Annotated in this window: 1 protein-coding gene; it reads right to left on the reverse strand. The window is 74.7% G+C overall.

Annotation, left to right across the window (positions count from 1 at the left end):
• Nucleotides 1-20: 20 nt before the first annotated feature.
• Complete coding sequence (locus BJY18_RS06345; protein ID WP_221457592.1) at nt 21-22,079, reverse strand: type I polyketide synthase; 22,059 nt, start codon at nt 22,077-22,079, stop codon at nt 21-23.
• Between the last annotated feature and the right edge of the window lie 2 nt (nt 22,080-22,081).

Raw genomic sequence — 22,081 nt, forward strand, 5'->3', positions numbered from 1 at the left:
GTCGTGGCGCCGGGGCCGGGTCACAGTTCGTTGTCCAGCAGGGCGAACATGTCGTCGATGGTCTCCACGTCGAGGTCGGTGTCGGCGTCGTCGCCGGGCTTGGTCCGCTTCTGCCAGAGCGCGACCAGCTGCCGCAGCTTCGTCTCGACCGCGGCACCGTCCGCCGTCGAGACGTCCGCTGCGGACAGCTCGGCGGCCAGCCGGTCGATGCCCTCGGCGAGGGCGGAGTCCGGCACGGACGTCGCGGGAACCACCTCGGACTGCAGGAACTTGGCCAGTGCGTCCGGGGTCGGGTAGTCGAAGATCAGCGTCGCGGGCAGCCGCAGTCCGGTCACCGCGTCGAGCCCGTTGCGCAGCTCGACCGCGGTCAGCGAGTCGAAGCCGAGTTCGGTGAAGGCCCTGCCCGGTTCGATCGCCTCCGAGCCGGCGTGCCCGAGTGCGGCGGCGGCGCGGCCGCGGACCACGCCGAGCAGCACCTGTTCGGCGTCCGGCTGGGACAGCCCGGCCAGCCGCTGTTTGAGCCCGTCGGCCTCGGCGGCCGAGGCCACCGGGGTGGCGCGGCGGACGGAGCCGCGCACCAGCCCGCGCAGCAGCGGGGGCACCGGTCCCGGCTCGGCCCGCAGACCGGCCAGGTCCAGCTTCACCGGCACGGACACCGGTTCGGCCAGGCCGGTGGCCTGGTCGAACAGCTCCAGGCCCTCGGCGGGGGCGAAACTGCCGATCCCGTCGCGCCCCATCCGGTCGGCGTCGGCGGTGTCGCCCATGCCGTCGGCCCAGAGGCCGAAGGCGAGTGACGTGGCCGGCAGGCCGAGCGACCGGCGGTGCTGGGCCAGCCCGTCGAGGAATGTGTTGGCCGCGGCGTAGTTCGCCTGCCCCGGCGCACCGAGGACCCCGGCGGCCGAGGAGAACAGCACGAACATCGCCAGGTCGCGGTCACGGGTGAGCTCGTGCAGGTGCCAGGCCGCGTTCACCTTGGGCCGCAGCACCTTCTCGAGACGCTCGGGGGTGAGAGCGGTGAGCAGGCCGTCGTCGAGCACGCCCGCCGCGTGGACCACGCCGGTCAGGTCCGGCGTCCGCTCCAGCACGGCGGCCAGCGCGTCGCGGTCGGCGGCGTCGCAGGCTTCGATCCGCACCGTGGCGCCGAGTCCGGTGAGGTCCGCCGTCAGCTCGGCCGCCCCCGGGGCGTCCGGCCCGCGGCGGCTGGTCAGCACCAGGTCGGTGACCCCGTGGCGGGTGACCAGATGCCGGGCCAGTACCGCGCCCAGCCCGCCGGTGCCGCCGGTGACCAGCACGGTGCCTTCGGGACGGCGCGGGATGGTCAGGACGACCTTGCCGACGTGCCTGGCCTGGCTGAGGTAGCGCAGGGCCTCCGGGCCACGGCGCAGGTCCCAGGCACGGACCGGCAGCGGGGTGAGGGCGCCGGCGTCGAACAAGGCGATCAGCTCCTCCCACATCTGCGCGATCCGGCGGTGACCCGCGTCGATCACGTCGAAGGCCCGGTAGGTCACATCGGGATGGTGCCCGCCGGCACCCCCGTCCGGACGGACGTCGGTCTTCCCCATTTCCACGAACCGCCCACCGCGCGGTAACAGGCGCATCGAGGCGTCGATGAACTCGCCCGTGAGCGCGTTGAGCACGACGTCGACGCCGCGGCCCCCGGTGGCGGCCAGGAACTTCTCCTCGAAGTCCAGGGTCCGCGACGACGCGAGGCGTGCGTCGTCGATGCCGGCCGCCCGCAGGACGTCCCACTTGCCCTCGCTCGCCGTGCCGAACACCTCGGCGCCGAGATGCTTCGCCAGCTGGGTGGCGGCCATTCCCACCCCGCCCGCGGCGGCGTGGATCAGCACCGACTCCCCGGCCCGCAGCGCGGCGAGGTCGGTCAGCGCGTAGTAGGCGGTGAGGAACACCAGCGGCACCGACGCGGCCTGCTCGTGCGTCCATCCCTGCGGCACCCGCGCGAGCAGGTCGCGGTCGGTGAAGGTGAGCGGGCCGAACGCGCCCTGCACCAGCCCCATCACGCGGTCGCCCGGCTCCAGGTCGGTCACCTCGGAGCCGACCTCGACGACCACGCCCGAGGCCTCGTACCCGATCCGCCCGGCGTCACCGGGGTACATGCCGAGCACGTTGAGCACGTCGCGGAAGTTGGTGCCGGCCGCGCGGGTGGCGATCCGGACCTCGCGCGGCTGCAGCTCGGCGACCGCCTCCGGGTAGGGCTCGAACGAGAACCGGTCCAGGGTGCCCCGCTCGACACTGTCCAGCCGCCAGGCCGGCTCGTGCCACGGCGGCACGAGGTCCGTCGAGGACGCCGCGGTGAGCAGCCGGGCCGCGTGCACGACCCCGTCGCGCACCGCGAGCTGCGTCTCGTCGCCCAGTACCGCGAGCGCGGTCTCGACGTCGGGCTCGGCGGCGTCGAGCAGCACGAGGCGGCCGGGGTGTTCCGACTGGGCACTGCGGACCAGGCCCCAGACCGCCGCGGCGGCCGGGTCGACGGTGTCCGAAGTGGACACTGCCACCGCGTTCTCGGTGCGCACCACCAGAATCGCGTCTTCGTCGCCGGCCAGCCACTCCTGCAGCTTCGCCAGCGTCTTCGTCAGCACAGCGTGCGTGGCCACCGGGGTGTCGGCGGCCGGAGTGCCGGGGGCCGGCGGCACCGCGGGCAGCACCTCGGTCGCCGGCGCCGGTCCGGACTCGGCGGCGACGCGAGTCCACCCGAGCCGGAACAGCGCGTCGGACTTCGCCGGGCCGAGTTCGGTGACCTCCCGCAGCAGCAGCGCGCCGACGGTGAGCACCGGAGCACCGGCGCCGTCGGTCAGCTCCAGGCGGACGGCGTCGTCGCCGGCCCTGGCGACCCGGACGCGGGCCGCGGTGGCCCCGGCCGCGTGCAGGACGACGTCCCGCCAGAGGAAGGGCAGCCGCGTGGCCGGGGCGTCCCCGGTGGGCAGCAGGCCGATCGCGTGCAGGGCGGCGTCGAGCAGCGCCGGGTGCAGGCCGAACGCGGCGGCGTCGCCGTGCGCGACCTCGGGCAGTTCCAGCTCGGCGCAGACGTCCCCGCCCACCCGCCACGCGGCGGTCAGGCCCCGGAACACCGGCCCGTACTGCAATCCGGCTTCGGCGAGGCCCGGGTACAGCTCGGTGACGTCGAGGGCTTCCGCCCCGGCGGGAGGCCACGGCGCGGGGTCGGCGGCCGGGTGGCCTTCGCCGGTGGCGAGCACCCCGGTCGCGTGCGCGGTCCACGGCTCACCGGCCGGCGCGTCCGGGCGGCGGCTGTGGATCGACACCGGGCGGCGGCCGTCGCCGTCCGGGGCGCCCAGCACGACCTGCACGGCCAGCCCACCGGTGCCGGGAAGCACCACGGGAGTGGCGAGGGTCAGCTCGGCCAGCCGGCCACAGCCCAGTTCGGCCCCGGCCCGCACGGCCAGCTCGACCAGTGCCGCGCCCGGGACCAGCACGGTGCCGAGCACCGCGTGGTCGGCCAGCCACGGCTGGGCCGCGCGGGACAGCCTGCCGTAGGCGACCAGGCCGTCCTCGCCCGCGGTCGCCACGGTGGCGCCGAGCAGCGGGTGCTCCGCCGCGGCCAGGCCGAGCCCGGCCGCGTCACCGGCCGGCGTCGGCGCGTCGAGCCAGAAGCGTTCGCGTTGGAAGGCATAGGTGGGCAGCGGGACCGCGTGGGCGTCGGTGCCCGCGAAGAACGCCGTCCAGTCGACGGCCACCCCCGAGCTGACGAGCCGCGCAAAGGCGGTCTCGGCCGTGGCCCGCTCGTCGCGGTCCTTGCGCAGCACCGGGACGAACGCCGCGTCCGGGGCGCTGTCGAGCCCCATCGCGGACAACACGCCGTCCGGTCCCAGCTCGGCGAACCGGGTCGCCCCGGCCTCGGTGAGTGCGCGGACGCCGTCGGCGAACCGCACCGGCTCCCGCACGTGCCGCACCCAGTAGGCGGGATCGGTCAGCTCGCCGGCGGGCTGACCGGTGACCGTGGAGATGATCGGGATCCGTGGCTCGGCATAGTCCAGCGACCGGGCGACCGCCTCGAAGTCGGCCAGCATCGGCTCCATCAGGACCGAGTGGAACGCGTGCGAGACGACCAGGGGCTTGGTGCGGCGGCCGCGTTCGGCGAGCGCCGCGGCGGCCGCGTGCACCGGACCGGCCACCCCGGACAGCACGACGGCCTCCGGCCCGTTGACAGCGGCCAGGCCCACCTCGCCGGACAGGAACTCGGCGACCTCGGTCTCGCTCGCGGCGACCGCGACCATCGCGCCGCCCTCGGGCAGCGCCTGCATGAGACGGCCGCGTGCTTCGACGAGTTTCGCCGCGTCCGCCAGCGACAGCACCCCGGACACGTGGGCCGCGGCGAGCTCGCCGACGGAGTGCCCGGCCAGGAGGTCCGGGCGGATGCCCCACGACTCCAGCAACCGGAACAGCGCGACTTCCAGCGCGAAGAGGGCGGGCTGGGCGGTGCCGGTGCGGTTGAGCACGTCGGCGTCGGTGACCTCACGCACGCTCGGAAGCAGGGCGCACACCTCGTCGTAAGCGGCCGCGAACGCCGGGAACGCCTGGTACAGACCGGATCCCATGCCGAGGCGCTGGGCACCCTGCCCGGTGAAGAGGAAGGCGAGCTTCCCGCCGGACGCGCGCCCGGTGACGACGCCGGGCTCGGTGCGGCCCCCGGCCAGCGCGGCCAGCCCGGCCCGGACGTTGCCGGTGAGCACGGCCCGACGCTCGAACGCCGTGCGCGTGGTGGCCAGTGAGTAGGCGATGTCCACGGGGTCGGCGAAGCCCACGGTGCCGAGCAACCGTCCGGCCTGGGCGCGCAGCGCTTCGTCGGTGCGGGCGGTCAGCACCCACGGCATCAGCGCGGGCCGCACCGGGGTCCGCGCGGGCGCCGGCTGGTCCGGGGCCTGTTCGAGGACGACGTGGGCGTTGGTGCCGCTGATGCCGAACGACGACACCGCCGCGCGGCGCGGGCGCCCGGCCGACGGCCACGGCCGGGCCTCGGTGAGCAGCCGGACCGCGCCTTCGCTCCAGTCGACGTGCGGCGACGGCTCGTCGACGTGCAGGGTCTTCGGCAGCACACCGTGGTGCATGGCCTCGACCACCTTGATGATCCCGGCGAGCCCGGCGGCGGCCTGGGTATGGCCGATGTTGGACTTGACCGAGCCGAGCCACAGCGGCTCGTCGCGGTCCTGGCCGTAGGTGGCCAGCACCGCCTGTGCCTCGATCGGGTCGCCGAGCGCGGTACCGGTGCCGTGCGCTTCCACGACGTCCACTCCGGACGGTTCGACGCCCGCGGCGGCCAGCGCCCGGCGGATGACCCGCTGCTGCGAGGGGCCGTTCGGGGCGGTGAGACCGTTGGACGCGCCGTCGGAGTTCACCGCGGAACCCTTGACGACGGCGAGGATCCGGCGGCCGTGGCGGCGCGCCTCCGAAAGCCGTTCGAGCAACAGGAACCCGGCACCTTCGGCCCAGGCGGTGCCGTCGGCGGCGGCCGCGAAGGGCTTGCAGCGGCCGTCGGCGGCCAGACCGCGCTGGCGGGAGAACTCGATGAACGGATTCGGGCTGGACATCACGGTCGCGCCGCCGACGAGCGCGAGCGAGCATTCCCCCGACCGCAGGGCCTGAGCGGCCCAGTGCAGTGCGACCAGCGACGAGGAGCACGCCGTGTCCACCGACACCGCCGGGCCTTCCAGCCCGAAGGTGTAGGCGACGCGGCCGGACAGCACACTGCTCGCGCTGCCGGTGCCGAGCAGGCCTTCCATCCCGTCCGGGGTGGCGGCCAGCCGCGAGGCGTAATCGTCGTACATCACGCCGGCGAACACACCGGTGGCGCTGCCCTTGAGCGTGACCGGATCGATGCCGGCGCGCTCGAACGCCTCGTGCGCGGTCTCCAGCAACAGCCGCTGCTGCGGGTCGACGGTGAGCGCTTCGCGCGGTGAGATGCCGAAGAACTCCGCGTCGAACTCGGCGGCGTCGTGCAGGAAGCCGCCTTCGCGGGCGTACGACGTGCCCGGGTGGTCCGGATCGGGATCGTAGAGCCGGTCGAGGTCCCAGCCGCGGTCGGCGGGCAGCGGCGTGATCGCGTCGGTGCCGTCGGCGACCAGCTGCCACAGGTCCTCGGGCGAGCTGACGCCACCGGGGAACCGGCAGCTCATCGCGACGATCGCGATCGGCTCGTCCGGCTGGGCCGCGACGACCGGCGTTTCGTCCGCAGTGGCTGCTTCCCCGCCCAGTTCCGTCCCGATGAAGGCGGCCAGCGCGGCCGGCGTCGGATGGTCGAAGACCAGGGTGGCCGGCAGCCGGAGCCCGGTCGCCTCGCCGAGGCGGTTGCGCAGTTCGACGGCGGTGAGCGAGTCGAAGCCCAGTTCGGTGAAGGCACGCCCGGACTCGATCGAGGCGGCGCCGTGGCCCAGGACGCCGGCGACGTGCCTGCGGACCAGGTCGAGCAGATGGGTCTCCCGGTCGGCCGGGGACAGCCCCGCGAGGGTGGCGGCCAGGCCGGCGGCGGCCGCGGCGTTGGCGGCGCCCCGGCGTTTCGGCACGCGGACGAGCCCGCGCAGCACCGGCGGTGGCTCGGTGGTCCGGGCCAGAGTGCGCAGCGTGGGCAGGTCGAGCTTGACCGGCACCGGGACCGGGGTCCCGGCCGCCAGCGCGGCGTCGAAGAGGGCCAGGCCCTCGGCGTCGGTGAACGCGCCGAACCCGGCACGGGCGAGACGGTCCACATCGGACCGACCACCCATCCCGCCGGCCCACAGGCCGTAGGCGAGCGAGGTCGCGGGCAGGCCCTCGGCGTGCCGGCGGCGGGCGAGGTCGTCGAGCAGTGCGTTGGCCGCCGCGTAGTTGGCCTGGCCGGGGCCGCCGAGGATGCCGGAGACCGAGGACAGCAGGACGAACCGGGTCAGCGGCCGGTCCCGGGTCAGTTCGTGGAGGACTTCGGCGGCGCCGGCCTTGGGCCGCAGGACCGTCCCGAAGCGTTCCGGGGTCAGCTCGGTGAGGACGCCGTCGTCGAGCACGCCGGCGGCGTGCACGACACCGGTGAGATCGCCGATGCGGCCGACGAGGGCTTCCAGCTCGGCCCGGTCGGTGACGTCACAGGCGACGACCTCCGCGCCGAGTTCTTCGGCCAGACCCGCGGCGCCCGGCGCGTCGAGGCCCCGGCGGCTGGTGAGGACCAGGTTGACGCCCTGTGAAGCGGCGAGGTGCCGCGCGACGGCGGCGCCGATGCCGCCCGTGCCACCGGTGATGAGGACGGTGCCCGCACCCCAGGTGACGGGGTCGCCGGCGGTCGCCCTGGCGAGCCGGGGCGCTTCGGTGACGTGGCCGCGGACGCGGACTTCCGGCTCCCCGGTGGCCAGGGCGAGTGCGACCTCCTCGCGGATGCGCGCAGGCAGTTCGCCACCGGCGGCGGGCTCCTCGCGGACCCTTTCTTCGCGGACCCCGGCTTCCCGGACATCAGCCTCGCCGGTGCTCGCGGTTTCGCCTTCCAGGACCAGGAATCGGTCCGGGTGCTCGGAAGCCGCGCTCCGAGCCAGTCCGCGGACCGCCGCGCCGGCCGGGGTGGCGTCGGTGCGGATCACCAGCCGCGCGCCGGCGAACCGGTCGTCGGCCAGGAATGCCCGGACCGCCCGCAGGCTCGCCGCCAGCGCGTCGTGCGGGGAACCGTCCGGGGCGGTGAACACCAGGGCCGGCGGGATCTCCTCGCCCGGCGACGCGAGCGGGGCGAACGCCACCACGTCCTGGTGGGCCGGGACCTCGGCCCACGTCAGTTGGTACAGCGAATCGGTCGGCCGGGTCCGCGGTGCCTCGGCCGCGCGGACCGTCACCGTGCCCAGCGTGGCGACCGGCGCACCGGTCGCGTCCGTCGCCAGCACCGAGACCGTGTCCGGGCCGGACGCGGTCACCCGCACCCGCAGTGCCGTCGCGCCGGTGGCGTGCAGGGTCACCGCGCCGAACAGGAACGGCAACCGCGTGCCCTCGCCCGGCAGCAGGCCGAGCGTGTGCAGGGCCGCGTCGAGCAGAGCCGGGTGCAGGCCGAACCCGGCGACGTCGGTGTCCTCCGGCAGTGCCACCTCGGCGAACACCGTGTCGCCGGTCCGCCACGCGGTGGTGAGGCCGCGGAACGGCGGGCCGTAGTCGAGGCCGGCCGTGGCCAGGTCGGAGTAGAACCCGTCCAAGGCCACCGGCTCGGCGGCCGGTGGCCACTCGGCGAGCCCGGCCGGCGCTGTGTCCGCTTCCGGCGTGAGCGTGCCGGTCGCGTGCTCGGTCCACTCTCCCTCCGCGGCGCGCGAGTGGATCGAGACCGGACGCCGTCCCGCCGCGTCGGCCGCACCGACGAGCACCTGGACGTCCACCGGCCCCTGCAGTACCAGCGGTGCCGCCAGGGTCAGCTCCTCGATGCCCGCGCACCCCGCCTCGTCGGCGGCGCGGATCGCCAGCTCCAGCAGGCCGGTGCCCGGCACGAGGACCTCGCCGAACGCCGAGTGCCCGGCCAGCCACGGGTGCGTGGCCACCGAAAGCCGGCCGGTGAACAGGAATCCGTCACCGTCGGCGAACGGGACCGCGGCGCCGAGTAGTGGGTGCCCGGCCGTCCGCAGCCCGGCGGCGCGGACGTCGCCCGCACCGGTGCCGGCGGCCAGCCAGAAGTGGCGGCGCTCGAACACCGAGGTCGGCAGGCCGACCACCCGAGCGCCGGTGGGGCCGAAGAACGCCGCCCAGTCGACCGGAACGCCGCGGGTGTGCGCAGCGGCCAGCGCGGTGAGCGCGGTGGTGACCTCGTCGCGGTCGGCGCGAAGGAACGGCACCGCGAACGCGTCGTCGGCAGCGAGCGCGGTCAGCACCGCGGACGGTCCGACCTCCAGGAACTTCGAGACCCCGGCTTCACGCAGCCAGGACAGCCCGTCGGTGAACCGCACGGTCGCCCGCACGTGCTCGATCCAGTACTCCGGGTCCGCGACCCGATCGGTGCGTTCGCCGTCCACAGTGGACACGAAGGGGATCCGCGGCGCGTCGAACGCCAGTTCGCGCACGACGTCGGCGAACTCCGCCAGCATCGGCTCCATCAGTGCCGAGTGGAACGCGTGCGAAACCTCGAGACGCTTGGTGCGCCGGCCCAGCTTCTCGAACTTCTTGGCCAGCTTGAGCGTCGGCGAGGCTGCCCCGGACAGCACGACCGAACCAGGCCCGTTGACCGCGGCCAGCGACACCTTCGGGGTCAGGTGCTCCCGGACCTCGTCCTCCGAAGCCTGCACGGCCACCATCGCGCCACCCTCGGGCAGCGCCTCCATCAGGCGTCCCCGTGCCTCGACGAGCCGGGCCGCGTCGGCCAGCGAAAGCACGCCGGCGACGTGTGCCGCGGCGATCTCGCCGATGGAGTGCCCGGCGACGAAGTCGGGCACGACACCCCACGACTCGGCGAGCCGGTACAACGCGACTTCGAGCGCGAAGAGGGCCGGCTGCGCGTGGCCGGTCCGGGTGAGGTCCGCGCCGTCGCCGATCCCGGGCAGGTGCGCGCACACTTCGTCGTAGGCGGCGGCGAAAGCCGGGAAGGCCGCGTAGAGACCCGATCCCATGTCGTCGCGCTGCGAGCCCTGCCCGGTGAACAGCATCGCGGTGCGGCCGGGCAGCACGCGCCCGGTGACGACCGAGTCACTGTCCACTCCGGACGCCACCGCATCCAGCCCGGCGCGCAGCTGCGCCTCCGACGCGCCGAGCACCACGGCCCGGCGTTCGTGCGCGGTGCGGGCCGTGGCGAGCGACAGGCCGACGTCGACCGGCTCGCCGTCCACGGACAGCAGGCGCACGGCCTGCTCACGCAGGGATTCGTCGCTGCGACCCGACAGCGCCCACGGAACGAGCGCGGGCGCGGTCACCTCGCGCGGCGCCGCGGCCTCCGCCGGGGCCTGTTCGAGGATGACGTGCGCGTTGGTGCCGCTGATCCCGAACGAGGACACCGCGGAGCGGCGCGACCGCCCGGTCTCCGGCCAGGGGCGACCCTCGGTGAGGAGCTCGACGTCGCCGGTTTCCCAGTCGACGTGCGGGCTCGGCGTGCCCACGTGCAGCGTCGGCGGGAGCACGCCGTGGTGCATGGCCTGGACCATCTTGATGATGCCGGCCACCCCCGCGGCGGCCTGGGTGTGCCCGAAGTTCGACTTCACCGAGCCGAGGTACAGCGGCTCGGCGTCACGCTCGCGGCCGTAGGTGGCCAGCAGCGCCTGCGCCTCGATCGGGTCGCCGAGGGTCGTGCCGGTGCCGTGCGCCTCGACAGCGTCCACAGTGGACGATTCGACGCCCGCGGCCGCCAGTGCCTGCCGGATCACCCGTTGCTGCGACGGGCCGTTGGGCGCGGTGAGGCCGTTGGACGCGCCGTCGGAGTTGACCGCGGTGCCGTTGACCATGGCCAGCACGCGGTGCCCGTGGCGGCGGGCGTCCGACAGCCGCTCCAGCACGAGCATCCCGGCGCCTTCGGCCCAGCCGGTGCCGTCGGCGTCGGCGGAGAACGACTTGCAGCGACCGTCGGTGGCCAGACCGCGCTGACGCGAGAACCCGATGAACGTCTCCGGCGTGGCCATCACGGTGACTCCGCCGGCCAATGCCAGCGAGCACTCCCCCGAGCGCAGGGCCTGCATGGCCCAGTGCAGGGCGACCAGCGAGGACGAGCACGCCGTGTCCACCGACACCGCAGGCCCTTCCAGACCCAGGGTGTAGGCGACTCGGCCGGACAGGACGCTGCCGGAGGTCCCCGTGCCGAGGAAGCCTTCGACGTCATCGGGCACGTCGCCGAGCCGGGTGCCGTAGTCGTGGTACATCACGCCGGCGAACACGCCCGTGGGGCTGCCCTTGAGCGTGGCGGGGTCGGTGCCGGACCGCTCGATCGCCTCCCAGCACACTTCCAGCAGCAGGCGCTGCTGCGGGTCCATCGCCAGTGCCTCGCGCGGCGAGATGCCGAAGAACTCCGGGTCGAAGTCCCCGGCGTCGTGCAGGAAACCGCCTTCCCGCGTGTAGGTCTTGCCGGGCTGGTCGGGATCGGGGTCGTAGATTCCCTCGACGTCCCAGCCGCGGTCGGTGGGGAACCGGGTGACGCCGTCGCGGCCACCGGAAACCAGGTCCCACAGCTGCTCGGGCGTGGTCACCCCGCCCGGGTAGCGGCAGGCCATGCCGACGATGACGATCGGGTCCTCGCCCGAGTGCGCCGGGGCGTTCACCGGCGTGGCCGGCTCTTCGTCCGTGCCGAGCAGCTCGGCGAGCAGGAACGCGGCGAGCGACCGCGGGTTCGGGTGGTCGAAGGTCAGCGTCGCGGGCAGCCGCAGTCCGGTGGCCGCGCCGAGGCGGTTGCGGAACTCGACGGCGGTCAGCGAGTCGAACCCGAGATCGCCGAACGCGCGGTCGGCCTCGACGGCGTCCGGGCTGGTGTGACTGAGCACCATCGAGGCCTCGGTGCGGACCAGTTCGGTCACCAGCCGCGCCTGCTCGGCCGCGGGCAGTCCGGTCAGGCGCCGGCGCAGACCGGCTGCTTCGGCGTCACCCGCGGTGCGGCGGCGCGGTACGCGGACCAGCCCGCGCAGGACGTGCGGGACCTCGCCCGCGGCCCGCAGCGCCGGCAGGTCCAGCCGGGTCGCGACCGGGCACGGGTCGTCGCCGAGCGCGAGGAGGTCGAACAGCTCGAGCCCGGCCTCGACGGTCAGCGGCGTGAAGCCTGCCGCGCCCGCCCGGCCGTCGCCCATGCCGGTTTCCCAGAGGCCGTAGGCGATCGACGTGCCCGGACGCCCCTCGGCGCGGCGCTGCACGGCCAGGCCGTCGAGGAACCCGTTGGCGGCGGCGTAGTTGGCCTGCCCGGGGGCGCCGAGCGCACCGGCGATCGAGGAGAACGTGACGAACAGCTTCAGGTCGCCGGTCAGCTCGTGCAGGTGCTGCGCCGCGACCGCCTTGGGGGCCGCGACCGCGGCAAGCCGCTCGGGGGTCATCGCGGCGAAGACGCCGTCGTCGAGCAGACCGGCCGCGTGCACTACACCGGTCAGCGGCTGCTCGGCCGGGACGAGCGCGAGCACCGACTCCAGCTGCGCGCGGTCGGCGACGTCGCAGGCGGCGAACGTCACCTCGGCGCCCAGCCCGGTCAGCTCGCGGCGCAGCTCCTCCGCGCCGGGGGCGTCCGCGCCGCGCCGGCCCACGAGCAGCAGGTGCCGGACACCGTGGCGCTCGGCCAGCCGCCCGGCGACCTGGGCACCGAGCCCGCCGGTTCCGCCGGTGACCAGGACGGTGCCGTCGAGCGTCCAGTCCGGGTCGGCGGTGGCGCGGGCGCGGGCCAGCCGCGGGACGCGCGGGCCGTCACCGGTGAACGCGATCTCGGGCTCGCCGGTCGCGGCCGCGGCGGCAATATCGCCGGGGTCGCCGGGGTCGCCGGTGCCGTGCACGAGGATCACGCGGTCCGGGTACTCGGCCTGCACGCTGCGAACCAGGCCCGCGACGGCGGCGTGCTCCGCAGTGCCGCCGGGCACGTGCACGACGACCCGGCCGTCCCCGGCGAGCCGGTCCTGCAGTTCGGCGAGCGTGGCCTCGGCCGACGTGGCCCGCCAGACGTCGATCTCCGGGGCCTCCGCGGGCAACGCGACCGGGATCCAGTCCACAGTGAACACCCCGTCCCCGGCCGCGCTGGGCAGCGGGGCGTCGCCGACCGGGCGCAGGCTCAGCGAGGCCGCGGTCAGCACCGGTGCACCGGTGCCGTCGGTGACGGTCAGCGCGACGGCGTCCTGGCCGGCGGGGGTGAGCTTGGCCCGCAGCGTGCTCGCGCCGGTGGCGTGCAGGCGCAGGCCGGTCCACGAGAACGGCAGCCGAGCGGGGCCACCGGTCAGACCGACCGCGTGCAGGACCGCGTCCAGCAGCGCCGGATGCAGGCCGAAGCCGGTGACGTCGGTGCCTTCGGGCAACGCGACCTCGGCGAAGACGTCTTCACCGCGCCGCCAGGCGGCTCGCAGACCGCGGAACGGCTCGCCGTAACCGAGTCCGGCGTCGGCGAGCGTGGCGTAGAAGCCGTCCAGGTCGGCGGCTTCGGCCCCGGCGGGCGGCCACTCGGTCTCGGCCGCGGGCTCGCCGCCGGCCGGGATGAGCGAACCGGTCGCATGCAGGTCCCAGCCGGCATCCGCGTCCTGGGGACGGGAATGCACGGCGAGAGTGCGGCGGCCGCGGGGATCCGCGTCGGAAAGGGACACCCGCAGCTGCACCGGCGTCGTGGTCAGGACCAGCGGGGACTGCAGGGTGAGCTCCTCGACTTCCCCGCACCCGGCTTCGTCGCCGGCCCGCACGGCCAGCTCGGCGAACGCCGTCCCCGGCAGCAGAACCGCGCCGCGCACCCGGTGCCCGGCCAGCCACGGCTGCTCGTCGAGCGACAGCCGCCCGGTGAGCACCAGTCCGCCGCGCTCGGGCAGCGCGACGGCCGCGCCGAGCAGCGGGTGGTCGAGGGCGCCGAGGCCGAGCGCGGTGGCGTCCCCGCCGCCCGGGGTGGGCAGCAGCCAGAACCGGCGGCGCTGGAAGGGATAGGTCGGGAGTGCCGCCGGGCGTGCGCCGGTGCCGTCGAAGAAGCGGGTCCAGTCGACCGGTGCACCGGCGGCATGGATCGCACCCAGCGCCGACACGGCTGCGCGGGCTTCGTCCTGGTCCTTCCGCAGCGCCGGGACGAACACCGCCTCCGGGCCCACCGCAGCTGTACCCACCGCATCTGGGCCCATCGCGGCGAGGACGGCGTCCGGGCCCAGTTCGAGGAACGTCGTGACGCCGTCGGCAGCCAGGTGCGCCACCGCGTCGGCGAACCGCACGGGCTCGCGGACGTGGGTCACCCAGTAGGCCGGGTCGGTGAAATCCGCACCGGCGGTGACCGTCGAGGCGATCGGGATGCGCGGCTCGGCGTAGGACAGCGAGCGGGCGACCGTCTCGAACTCCGCCAGCATCGGCTCCATCAGTGCCGAGTGGAACGCGTGCGAGACCACGAGGTGCTTGGTGCGGCGGCCGTCCCGGGCAAACCGCGCCGCGACCGCCCGCACCGCACTGTCCACACCGGACAGCACGACGGCGGACGGCCCGTTGACCGCGGCGAGCGAAACCTCGTCGGACAGGTACCCGGCCACCTCGGACTCGGTCGCCTGGACCGCGACCATCGCGCCGCCCCCGGGCAACGCCTCCATCAGGCGCCCGCGGGCCTCGACGAGCTTCGCCGCGTCCTCGAGGGAGAACACTCCGGCGACGTGCGCGGCCGCGATCTCGCCCACGGAGTGCCCGGCGAGGAAGTCCGGGGTGACGCCCCAGGATTCGTACAGCCGGTACAACGCCACTTCCAGGGCGAAGATCGCGGGCTGGGCGGTACCGGTGCGGTTGAGGACGTCGGCGTCGGTGACGTCGGCGATCCCCGGCAGCAGGGCTCGGATTTCGTCGTGGGCGGCCGCGAAGGCCGGGAAGGCCCCGGCGAGGCCGCGGCCCATGCCGAGCCGCTGCGAGCCCTGCCCGGTGAACAGTGCGGCGAGGCGGCCGGTGACCGCGCGTCCGCTCACGACATTGGCCGCCCGGCCGGTGTCGGCGAACGCGGCGAGCCCGGCCCGCAGCACCGCGGGGTCGGTGCCGACCACGACCGCGCGCCGCTCGTGCGCGGTGCGGGCGGTGGCCAGCGACCAGGCGACGTCGAGTGGTTCGGCGGTGACCTCCGCCAGCCGCGCGGCCTGCGCCCGCAGTGCCTCCTCGGAGCGGCCCGACAACACCCAGGGCAGTACCGCGGGCGGCGCGGGTTCGCTCGCGGACTCTTCGGCGGGCACGTGTTCGAGCACGACGTGGGCGTTGGTGCCGCTGAAGCCGAACGACGAGACACCGGCCCGGCGCGGTCGTCCGGTCTCCGGCCACGGCTGGGCACCGGTGGCCACGCGGATCGCGCCGGTCTCCCAGTCGACCTGGGCCGAGGGCTCGTCGACGTGCAGTGTCGCCGGGACGACGCCGTGGTGCATCGCCTCGACCATCTTGATCACTCCGGCGACACCGGCCGCGGCCTGGGTGTGTCCGAAGTTGGACTTCACCGAGCCGAGCAGCAGCGGCTCGGTGCGGTCCTGGCCATAGGTGGCCAGCAGGGCCTGTGCCTCGATGGGGTCGCCGAGGCGGGTACCGGTGCCGTGTGCCTCGACGGCGTCGACGTCCGCTGTGGACAGTCCGGCGTTGGCCAGCGCCTGGCGGATCACGCGTTGCTGCGCGGGCCCGTTGGGCGCGGTGAGCCCGCTCGAGGCGCCGTCCTGGTTGACCGCGGAGCCCTTGAGCAGCGCGAGGACCGGGTGGCCGTTGCGGCGGGCGTCGGACAGCTTCTCCAGCAGCACGAAGCCGGCGCCCTCGCCCCAGCTGACGCCGTCAGCGCCGTCGGCGAACGCCTTGCAGCGGCCGTCGAGCGCCATCGCGCTCTGCTTGCTGAAGTCGACGAACGGATCCGGGTTGGCCATGATCGTGACGCCGCCGGCCAGCGCCAGCGAGCACTCGCCGGAGCGCAGGGCCTGGCTCGCCAGGTGCATCGCGACCAGCGACGAGGAGCACGCGGTGTCGACCGAGACGGCCGGGCCCTCGAACCCGAAGGTGTAGGAGACGCGGCCGGACATCATCGCACCGGACGTGCCGGTGCCGAGGAACCCTTCGACCTCTTCGGGAATCTTCGTCAGCCGGGAGGCGTATTCGTGGTAGATGGCGCCGGTGAACACACCGGTGTCGCTGCCGCGCAGGGTGCCCGGCGGGATGCCGGCCCGCTCGAACGCCTCCCACGCGATCTCCAGCAGCAGTCGCTGCTGCGGATCCATGGCCAGCGCCTCGCGCGGGGCGATCCCGAAGAACTCCGGGTCGAATTCGCCCGCGGCGGGCAGGAAACCGCCGGTGCGCGTGTGGGAGACGCCTTGTTTGCCCGGAGTCGGGTCGAACAGTGCGGCCAGATCCCAGCCGCGGTCGGTGGGGAACGGGCTGAGTCCCTCGCGTCCCTCGGCGACCAGCCGCCAGAGCTCCTCCGGCGTGCTCGCGCCGGGGAAGCGGCAGCTGGTCGCGACGATGGCGATCGGCTCGTCGCCGTCGACGACGCGGGCGCGGACACGGGATCCGGCGGCGAGGTCGCCGAGCAGTTCCGCGCGGACGTATCCGGCAAGGGCAACCGGCGTCGGATGGTCGAAGATCACCGTCGCGGGCAGCCGCAGGCCGGTCACGGCTCCGAGGCGGTTGCGCAGCTCGACAGCGGTGAGCGAGTCGAAGCCGAGGTCCAGGAAACCGCGGCCGGGTTCGACGGTGGCGGCGGTGACGTGGCCGAGCACCAGCGCGATCTGCGTACGCACCAGGTCGAGCAGTTCGCGGTCCTGCTCGGCCTCGGTGCGCCCGGCCAGCCGCCGCGCCAGCGACGAGTCCTGGCCGCCACCGGACTTCGCGGCCCGGCGGCCCGGCTTCACCAGTGCGCCCAGCAACGGCGGCAGCGGCTCGGACACGGCCGCCGCGGCCAGCACCGGCAAGTCCAGCTTCACCGGCACGGCCAGCGGCGAACCCGCGGCCAGTGCCGCGTCGAACAACGCGAGCCCTTCGTCGACCGGGAGCGCGGGCGTGCCGCCGGAGCGCAGGCGCGCCAGATGCGCCTCCCCCATCGCCTCGCCCATGCCCGCGGCCCACGGGCCCCAGGCCAGCGACTGCCCCGCGAGCCCCTGTGCGCGGCGCTGCGCCGCGAGAGCGTCGAGGTAGGCGTTGGCAGCGGCGTAGTTTCCCTGCCCTGGCGCGCCGAGGACGCCGGCGGCAGAGGAGAACGTGACGAACAGGTCGACGTCACCGGCCAGCTCGTGGAGGTGGCGCGCCGCGTCGGCCTTCGGCCCGAGGACGTGGTCGAGGCGTTCCTGGGTGAGCGCGTCGACAGTGCCGTCGTCGAGGACACCGGCGGCGTGGACGACGCCGGTCAGCTCGACGTCGTCGAGGAGGGCGGCCACGGCGCCGCGGTCGGCCACGTCGCAGGCGGCGACGTCGACGTGGGCGCCGAGCCCGGTGAGTTCGGCGCGCAGTTCCGCGGCGCCGGGGGCGTCCGGGCCGCGACGGCTGGTCAGCAGGAGCTTCCGGACGCCGTGGTCGCGCACCAGGTGCCGGGCCACCAGCGCGCCCAGTCCCCCGGTGCCGCCGGTGACCAGGACCGTCCGCGCGGGGTCGAGCGAACGCGGGACGGTGAGGGCGATCTTGCCGATGTGCCGTGCCTGGCTGAGGAACCGGAAGGCTTCCCGCGCTTCGCGCACGTCCCACGAGCGCACGGGCAGCGGCGTCAGCGCCCCGGACTCGAACAACTCGATCAGGGCGTCCCACATCTGCGCGGTGCGCTCGGGACCGGCGTCGATCAGATCGAACGCCTGATAACCCTCGCCCTCCCGGATGTCGGTCTTGCCCATCTCCAGGAACCGGCCACCCGGCGCCATCGTGCGCAACGACGCGTCGACGAAGTCCCCGGCCAGCGCGTTGAGGACGACGTCGATGCCGCTGAACCGCTCCGCGAACTCGAGGGTGCGGCTGGAGGCGATGTGGGTGTCGTCGAGACCGGCCGCGCGAAGGACGTGCTGCTTGCCTTCGCTGGCCGTGCCGTAGACCTCGGCGCCGAGGTGCCGGGCGAGCTGGGTCGCCGCCATGCCGACGCCGCCGGCGGCGGCGTGGATCAGGATGGACTCCCCGGCCCGCAGGCCGGCGAGGTCGACGAGCGCGTAGTACGCGGTGAGGAAGACCAGCGGCGTGCTGGCCGCCTGCTCGTGGGTCCAGGCCGCGGGTTTGCGGGTGATCATCGGCCGCTCGGCCACCGCGACCGGACCGGCGCCCCCGGAGACCAGGCCCATCACCTCGTCCCCCGGCCGCAGGTCGCCGACGTCCGCGCCCACCTCGAGCACGGTGCCGGCGAACTCGCTGCCGAGCAGGCCCGCCTCGCCCGGGTACATGCCGAGTGCGTTGAGCACGTCCCGGAAGTTCAGCCCGGCCGCGCGCACGGCGACCCGCACCCCGAGCGGACCGAGCGGCTCCTCCGACACCGGTTCCAGGGTCAGCTGGTCGAAGGTGCCCTTGCCCGCGAGGCCGAGGCGCCAGTTCCCGCTGGGCGGCAGCAGCCGGCCGGCCGATTCGGGGGTGACCAGCCGCGGGACGCGCAGTTCCCCGTCGCGGACGGCGATCTGCGGTTCGCCCGCGGCCAGCACCCTGCCGACGAGCTCGCCGGCGGGCTCGCCGGTCAGCTCATCGGTGCCGGCCAGCAGGAACCGGCCGGGGTGCTCGGACTGCGCACTGCGCACCAGGCCCCACACCGCGGCGGCGACCGGGTCCACATCGGACGGTCCGGTCCACACGAGCAGTTTCGCGTCCGCATAGCGTTCCTCGGCCAGGAACGTCTTGAGCACGTCGAGGACCTCGCCGGTGAGGGCGTGCACGTCGTCGCCGGTGGCCCGGTGGACGACGACCTCGGCGACGTCGGGCCAGTGCGCCCAACGCGGGGCGTCCCCGGTCACCGTGACCGGCTGCCAAGCCACCTCGTACAGCCCGTCGCGGCCGGCCGAGGGGCGCAGCTGGGCGGCCGAGACCGGGCGTACGACCAGGGATCCGACCGTGGCGACCGGCGCACCGGTGCCGTCGGCGACCCGCAACGCCACGGCGTCGGTGCCCGACGCGGTCAGCTCGACGCGAAGCTCGGCGGCGCCGGAGGCGTGCAGGACGACGTCACTCCACGCGAACGGCAGCCGCGCCGGACCGGTCCCGGACGCGAGGGCGTGCAGGGCCGCGTCGAGCAGGGCCGGGTGCAGCCCGAACCGGCCCGCCTGGTCGCGGGCGCTTTCCGGCAGCGCCACCTCGGCGTAGGTGGCGTCGCCGTCCTGCCACACCGCGCGCAGGCCCCGGAACGTCTCGCCGTACCCGAGGCCCGCCGCCGCCAGCTCGTCGTAGCGGCCGTCCAGTGATACGGCCTCCGCCCCCGGCGGCGGCCACTCGGCCAGGTCCCAGTCCGGGGTGGCTGCGGCCGCGGACAGCGAACCGGTGGCGTGCAGGGTCCAGTCACCCGCACCGTGCGGGCGCGAGTGGACGGTCAGCGGGCGGCGGCCGGACTCTTCCGGCGCACCGGCCCACAGCTGCACCTGCACGGCGCCGGTCTCCGGGAGCACCAGTGGCGTCTGCAGGGTGAGTTCTTCGAGCGCGCTCAGACCCGTCTCGTCCGCGGCCCGCACGGCCAGCTCGACCAGCGCGGTTCCGGGCACGACGACCTGGCCGTGCACGGTGTGCCCGGCCAGCCACGGGTGCGTGCGCAGCGACAGGCTGCCGGTGAACAGGAACCCGTCGGCATCGGCGACGGACACAGCCGCGCCGAGCAGCGGATGCTCGATCGAGCCGAGGCCGAGCCCGGCGGCGTCCCCGGTGGCCGTGCTCGCCGGCAGCCAGTAGCTTTCGCGCTGGAACGGGTAGGTGGGCAGGTCCACCGGCCGCGCACCGGCGAGCATCGCCGCCCAGCCGACCGTGCCGCCGTGGACGTGCACCGCCGCCAGCGCGGCGATCAGCGTCTCGACCTCGGGGCGGTCACGGCGCAAGGCGGGCACGAACAGTCCGTCGGCCAGCCCGTCCACACTGTCCTGGCCGGCCGCCGACAGCACACCGTCGGGGCCGAGTTCGAGGAAGCGGGTGACGCCCGCGTCGGCCAGCGCGCGGACGCCGTCGGCGAACCGGACGGCTTCGCGGACGTGCCGCACCCAGTACTGCGGGTCGGTGATCTCGGCGGTGGCGGCGATCCGGCCGGTCACGTTCGAGACGAGGGCGATCTCGGGTGTCCGGTACGTGACACGGCGGGCGACCTCGCCGAATTCGGCCAGCATGCCCTCCATCCGCGCGGAGTGGAACGCGTGCGAGACCGCGAGCCGTTTGGTGCGGCGGCCGGAGAACACCGACTGCACCTGCCGCACGGCGTCCTCGTCACCCGACACGACGACGGCCCGCGGGCCGTTGATCGCGGCGACGTCGGCTCCCGGGACCAGCGCGGCGCGGACCTCGTCCTCATCGGCTTCGATCGCGCACATCGCGCCGCCGCGCGGCAGCGCGCTCATCAGCCGGCCGCGAGCGGCGACCAGCTCGGCCGCGTCCTCGAGGGACCAGACGCCGGCGACGTGGGCCGCCGCCAGCTCGCCGATCGAGTGGCCGATCAGGAACTCGGGTACCACGCCCCAGGACTCGACGAGCCGGTAGAGCGCGACCTCGAGCGCGAACAGCGCGGGCTGCGCATTTCCGGTGTCCTCCAAGGCTTTCGCGTCGTCGCCGAAGACGATCTCGCGCACGCCCGGCAGCAGTGCGCAGACCTCGTCGAAGGCCGCGGCGAACGCCGGGTATGCCGCGTACAGCTCGCGGCCCATGCCGAGCCGCTGCGCGCCCTGCCCGGTGAAGGAGACGGCGAGCTGCCCGCCGGTCGCTTCGCCGGTCGTGGCGTCCGGAGCGCCTTCGGCGACCGCGGACAACCCGGCCCGCAACTCGTCGAGACCGGTGCCGGTGACGACCGCGCGGTGTTCGAAGGTGGCGCGGGTGGCGTCCAGCGACCAGCCGATGCCGGCCGGGTCGCCGTCGACGTCCAGCAGCGCGCGGGCCTGGGCACGCAGTGCGGCTTCAGTGCGTCCGGACAGCACCCATGGCACGACCGGCACGACCGGCTCGTCCACAGTGGACTCTTCGGCGGCGGGAGCCTGCTCCAGCAGGATGTGGGAGTTGGTGCCGCTGATGCCGAACGACGACACCCCCGCCCGCCGGGTCTCCGCCGTCGACCAGCCGCGCGCCGACGTCAGCAGTTCGATGGTGCCGGGCGACCAGTCGACCTGGGTGCTGGGGGCGTCGACGTGCAGCGTCGCCGGCAGGTGGCCGTGCTGCAGCGCGAGCACCATCTTGATCACACCAGCGACCCCTGCGGCGGCCTGGGTGTGCCCGATGTTCGACTTCACCGAGCCGAGCAGCAACGGGCCGCGCCCGCCGCGCTCGCGGCCGTAGGTGGCTTGCAGGGCCTGGACCTCGATCGGGTCGCCGAGCGTGGTACCGGTGCCGTGTGCCTCGACGACGTCGACGTCCTTGGCCGACAGCCGCGCGTCGGCGAGCGCCTGGCGGATGACCCGCTGCTGGGACGGACCGTTGGGCGCGGTGAGGCCGTTGGACGCGCCGTCGGAGTTGACCGCGGTGCCGCGGACGACGGCGAGCACGCGGTGCCCGTTCCGCTGCGCGTCGGACACCCGTTCCAGCACGATCATGCCCGCGCCCTCGCCCCAGGCCGTGCCGTCGGCACCGGCCGCGAAGGCTTTGACGAGGCCGTCGCGGGCGAGGCCCCGCTGGCGGGAGAACTCGATGAACGCGTCCGGGCTCGCCATCACGGTGGCGCCGCCGGAGAGGGCCAGGTCGCACTCGCCCGCCCGCAGCGCACGGACCGCGAGGTGCAGGGTGACCAGCGACGCCGAGCACGCGGTGTCGACCGTGACCGAAGGGCCTTCCAGCCCGAGCACGTAGGAGATCCGGCCGGACAGGACGCTGCCGGAGATACCGGTGCCGAGGTAGCCCTCGACGCCTTCGACGCCCTTGACCAGGTCCCGGCCGTAGTCCTGGCCGTTGGTGCCGACGAACACGCCGGCGCGGCGGCCGGTCAACGAGGTGGGGTCGATGCCGCCGCGTTCGAGCGCTTCCCACGTCGTCTCCAGCAGCAGGCGCTGCTGCGGGTCCATCGAGACCGCCTCGCGCGGCGAGATACCGAAGAACTCCGGGTCGAACTCGTCGGCGCCGTCGAGGAAACCACCGCGGTCGACGTAACTGGTGCCGAGGTGGTCCGGATCGGGATCGACGAGGTCGCCGACGTCCCAGCCGCGGCCTTCGGGGAACCCGGTGATGCCGTGCTCCCCGGCGGTCAGCAGTGCCCAGAACGCTTCCGGGGAGCGCACGCCGCCCGGGAAGCGGCAGCCCATCCCGACGATCGCGATCGGCTCGGCCGCGCGCTCCTCGATGGCGCTGAGCCGGCCGCGCGTGCGCTGCAGCTCGCCGGTGACTCGCGTCAGGTAGTCGCGAAGCTTGTCGTTCTCACCCACGGTGTCCCCACTCATCG

It is taken from the genome of Amycolatopsis jiangsuensis (genome assembly GCF_014204865.1).
GTDB lineage: Bacteria > Actinomycetota > Actinomycetes > Mycobacteriales > Pseudonocardiaceae > Amycolatopsis > Amycolatopsis jiangsuensis.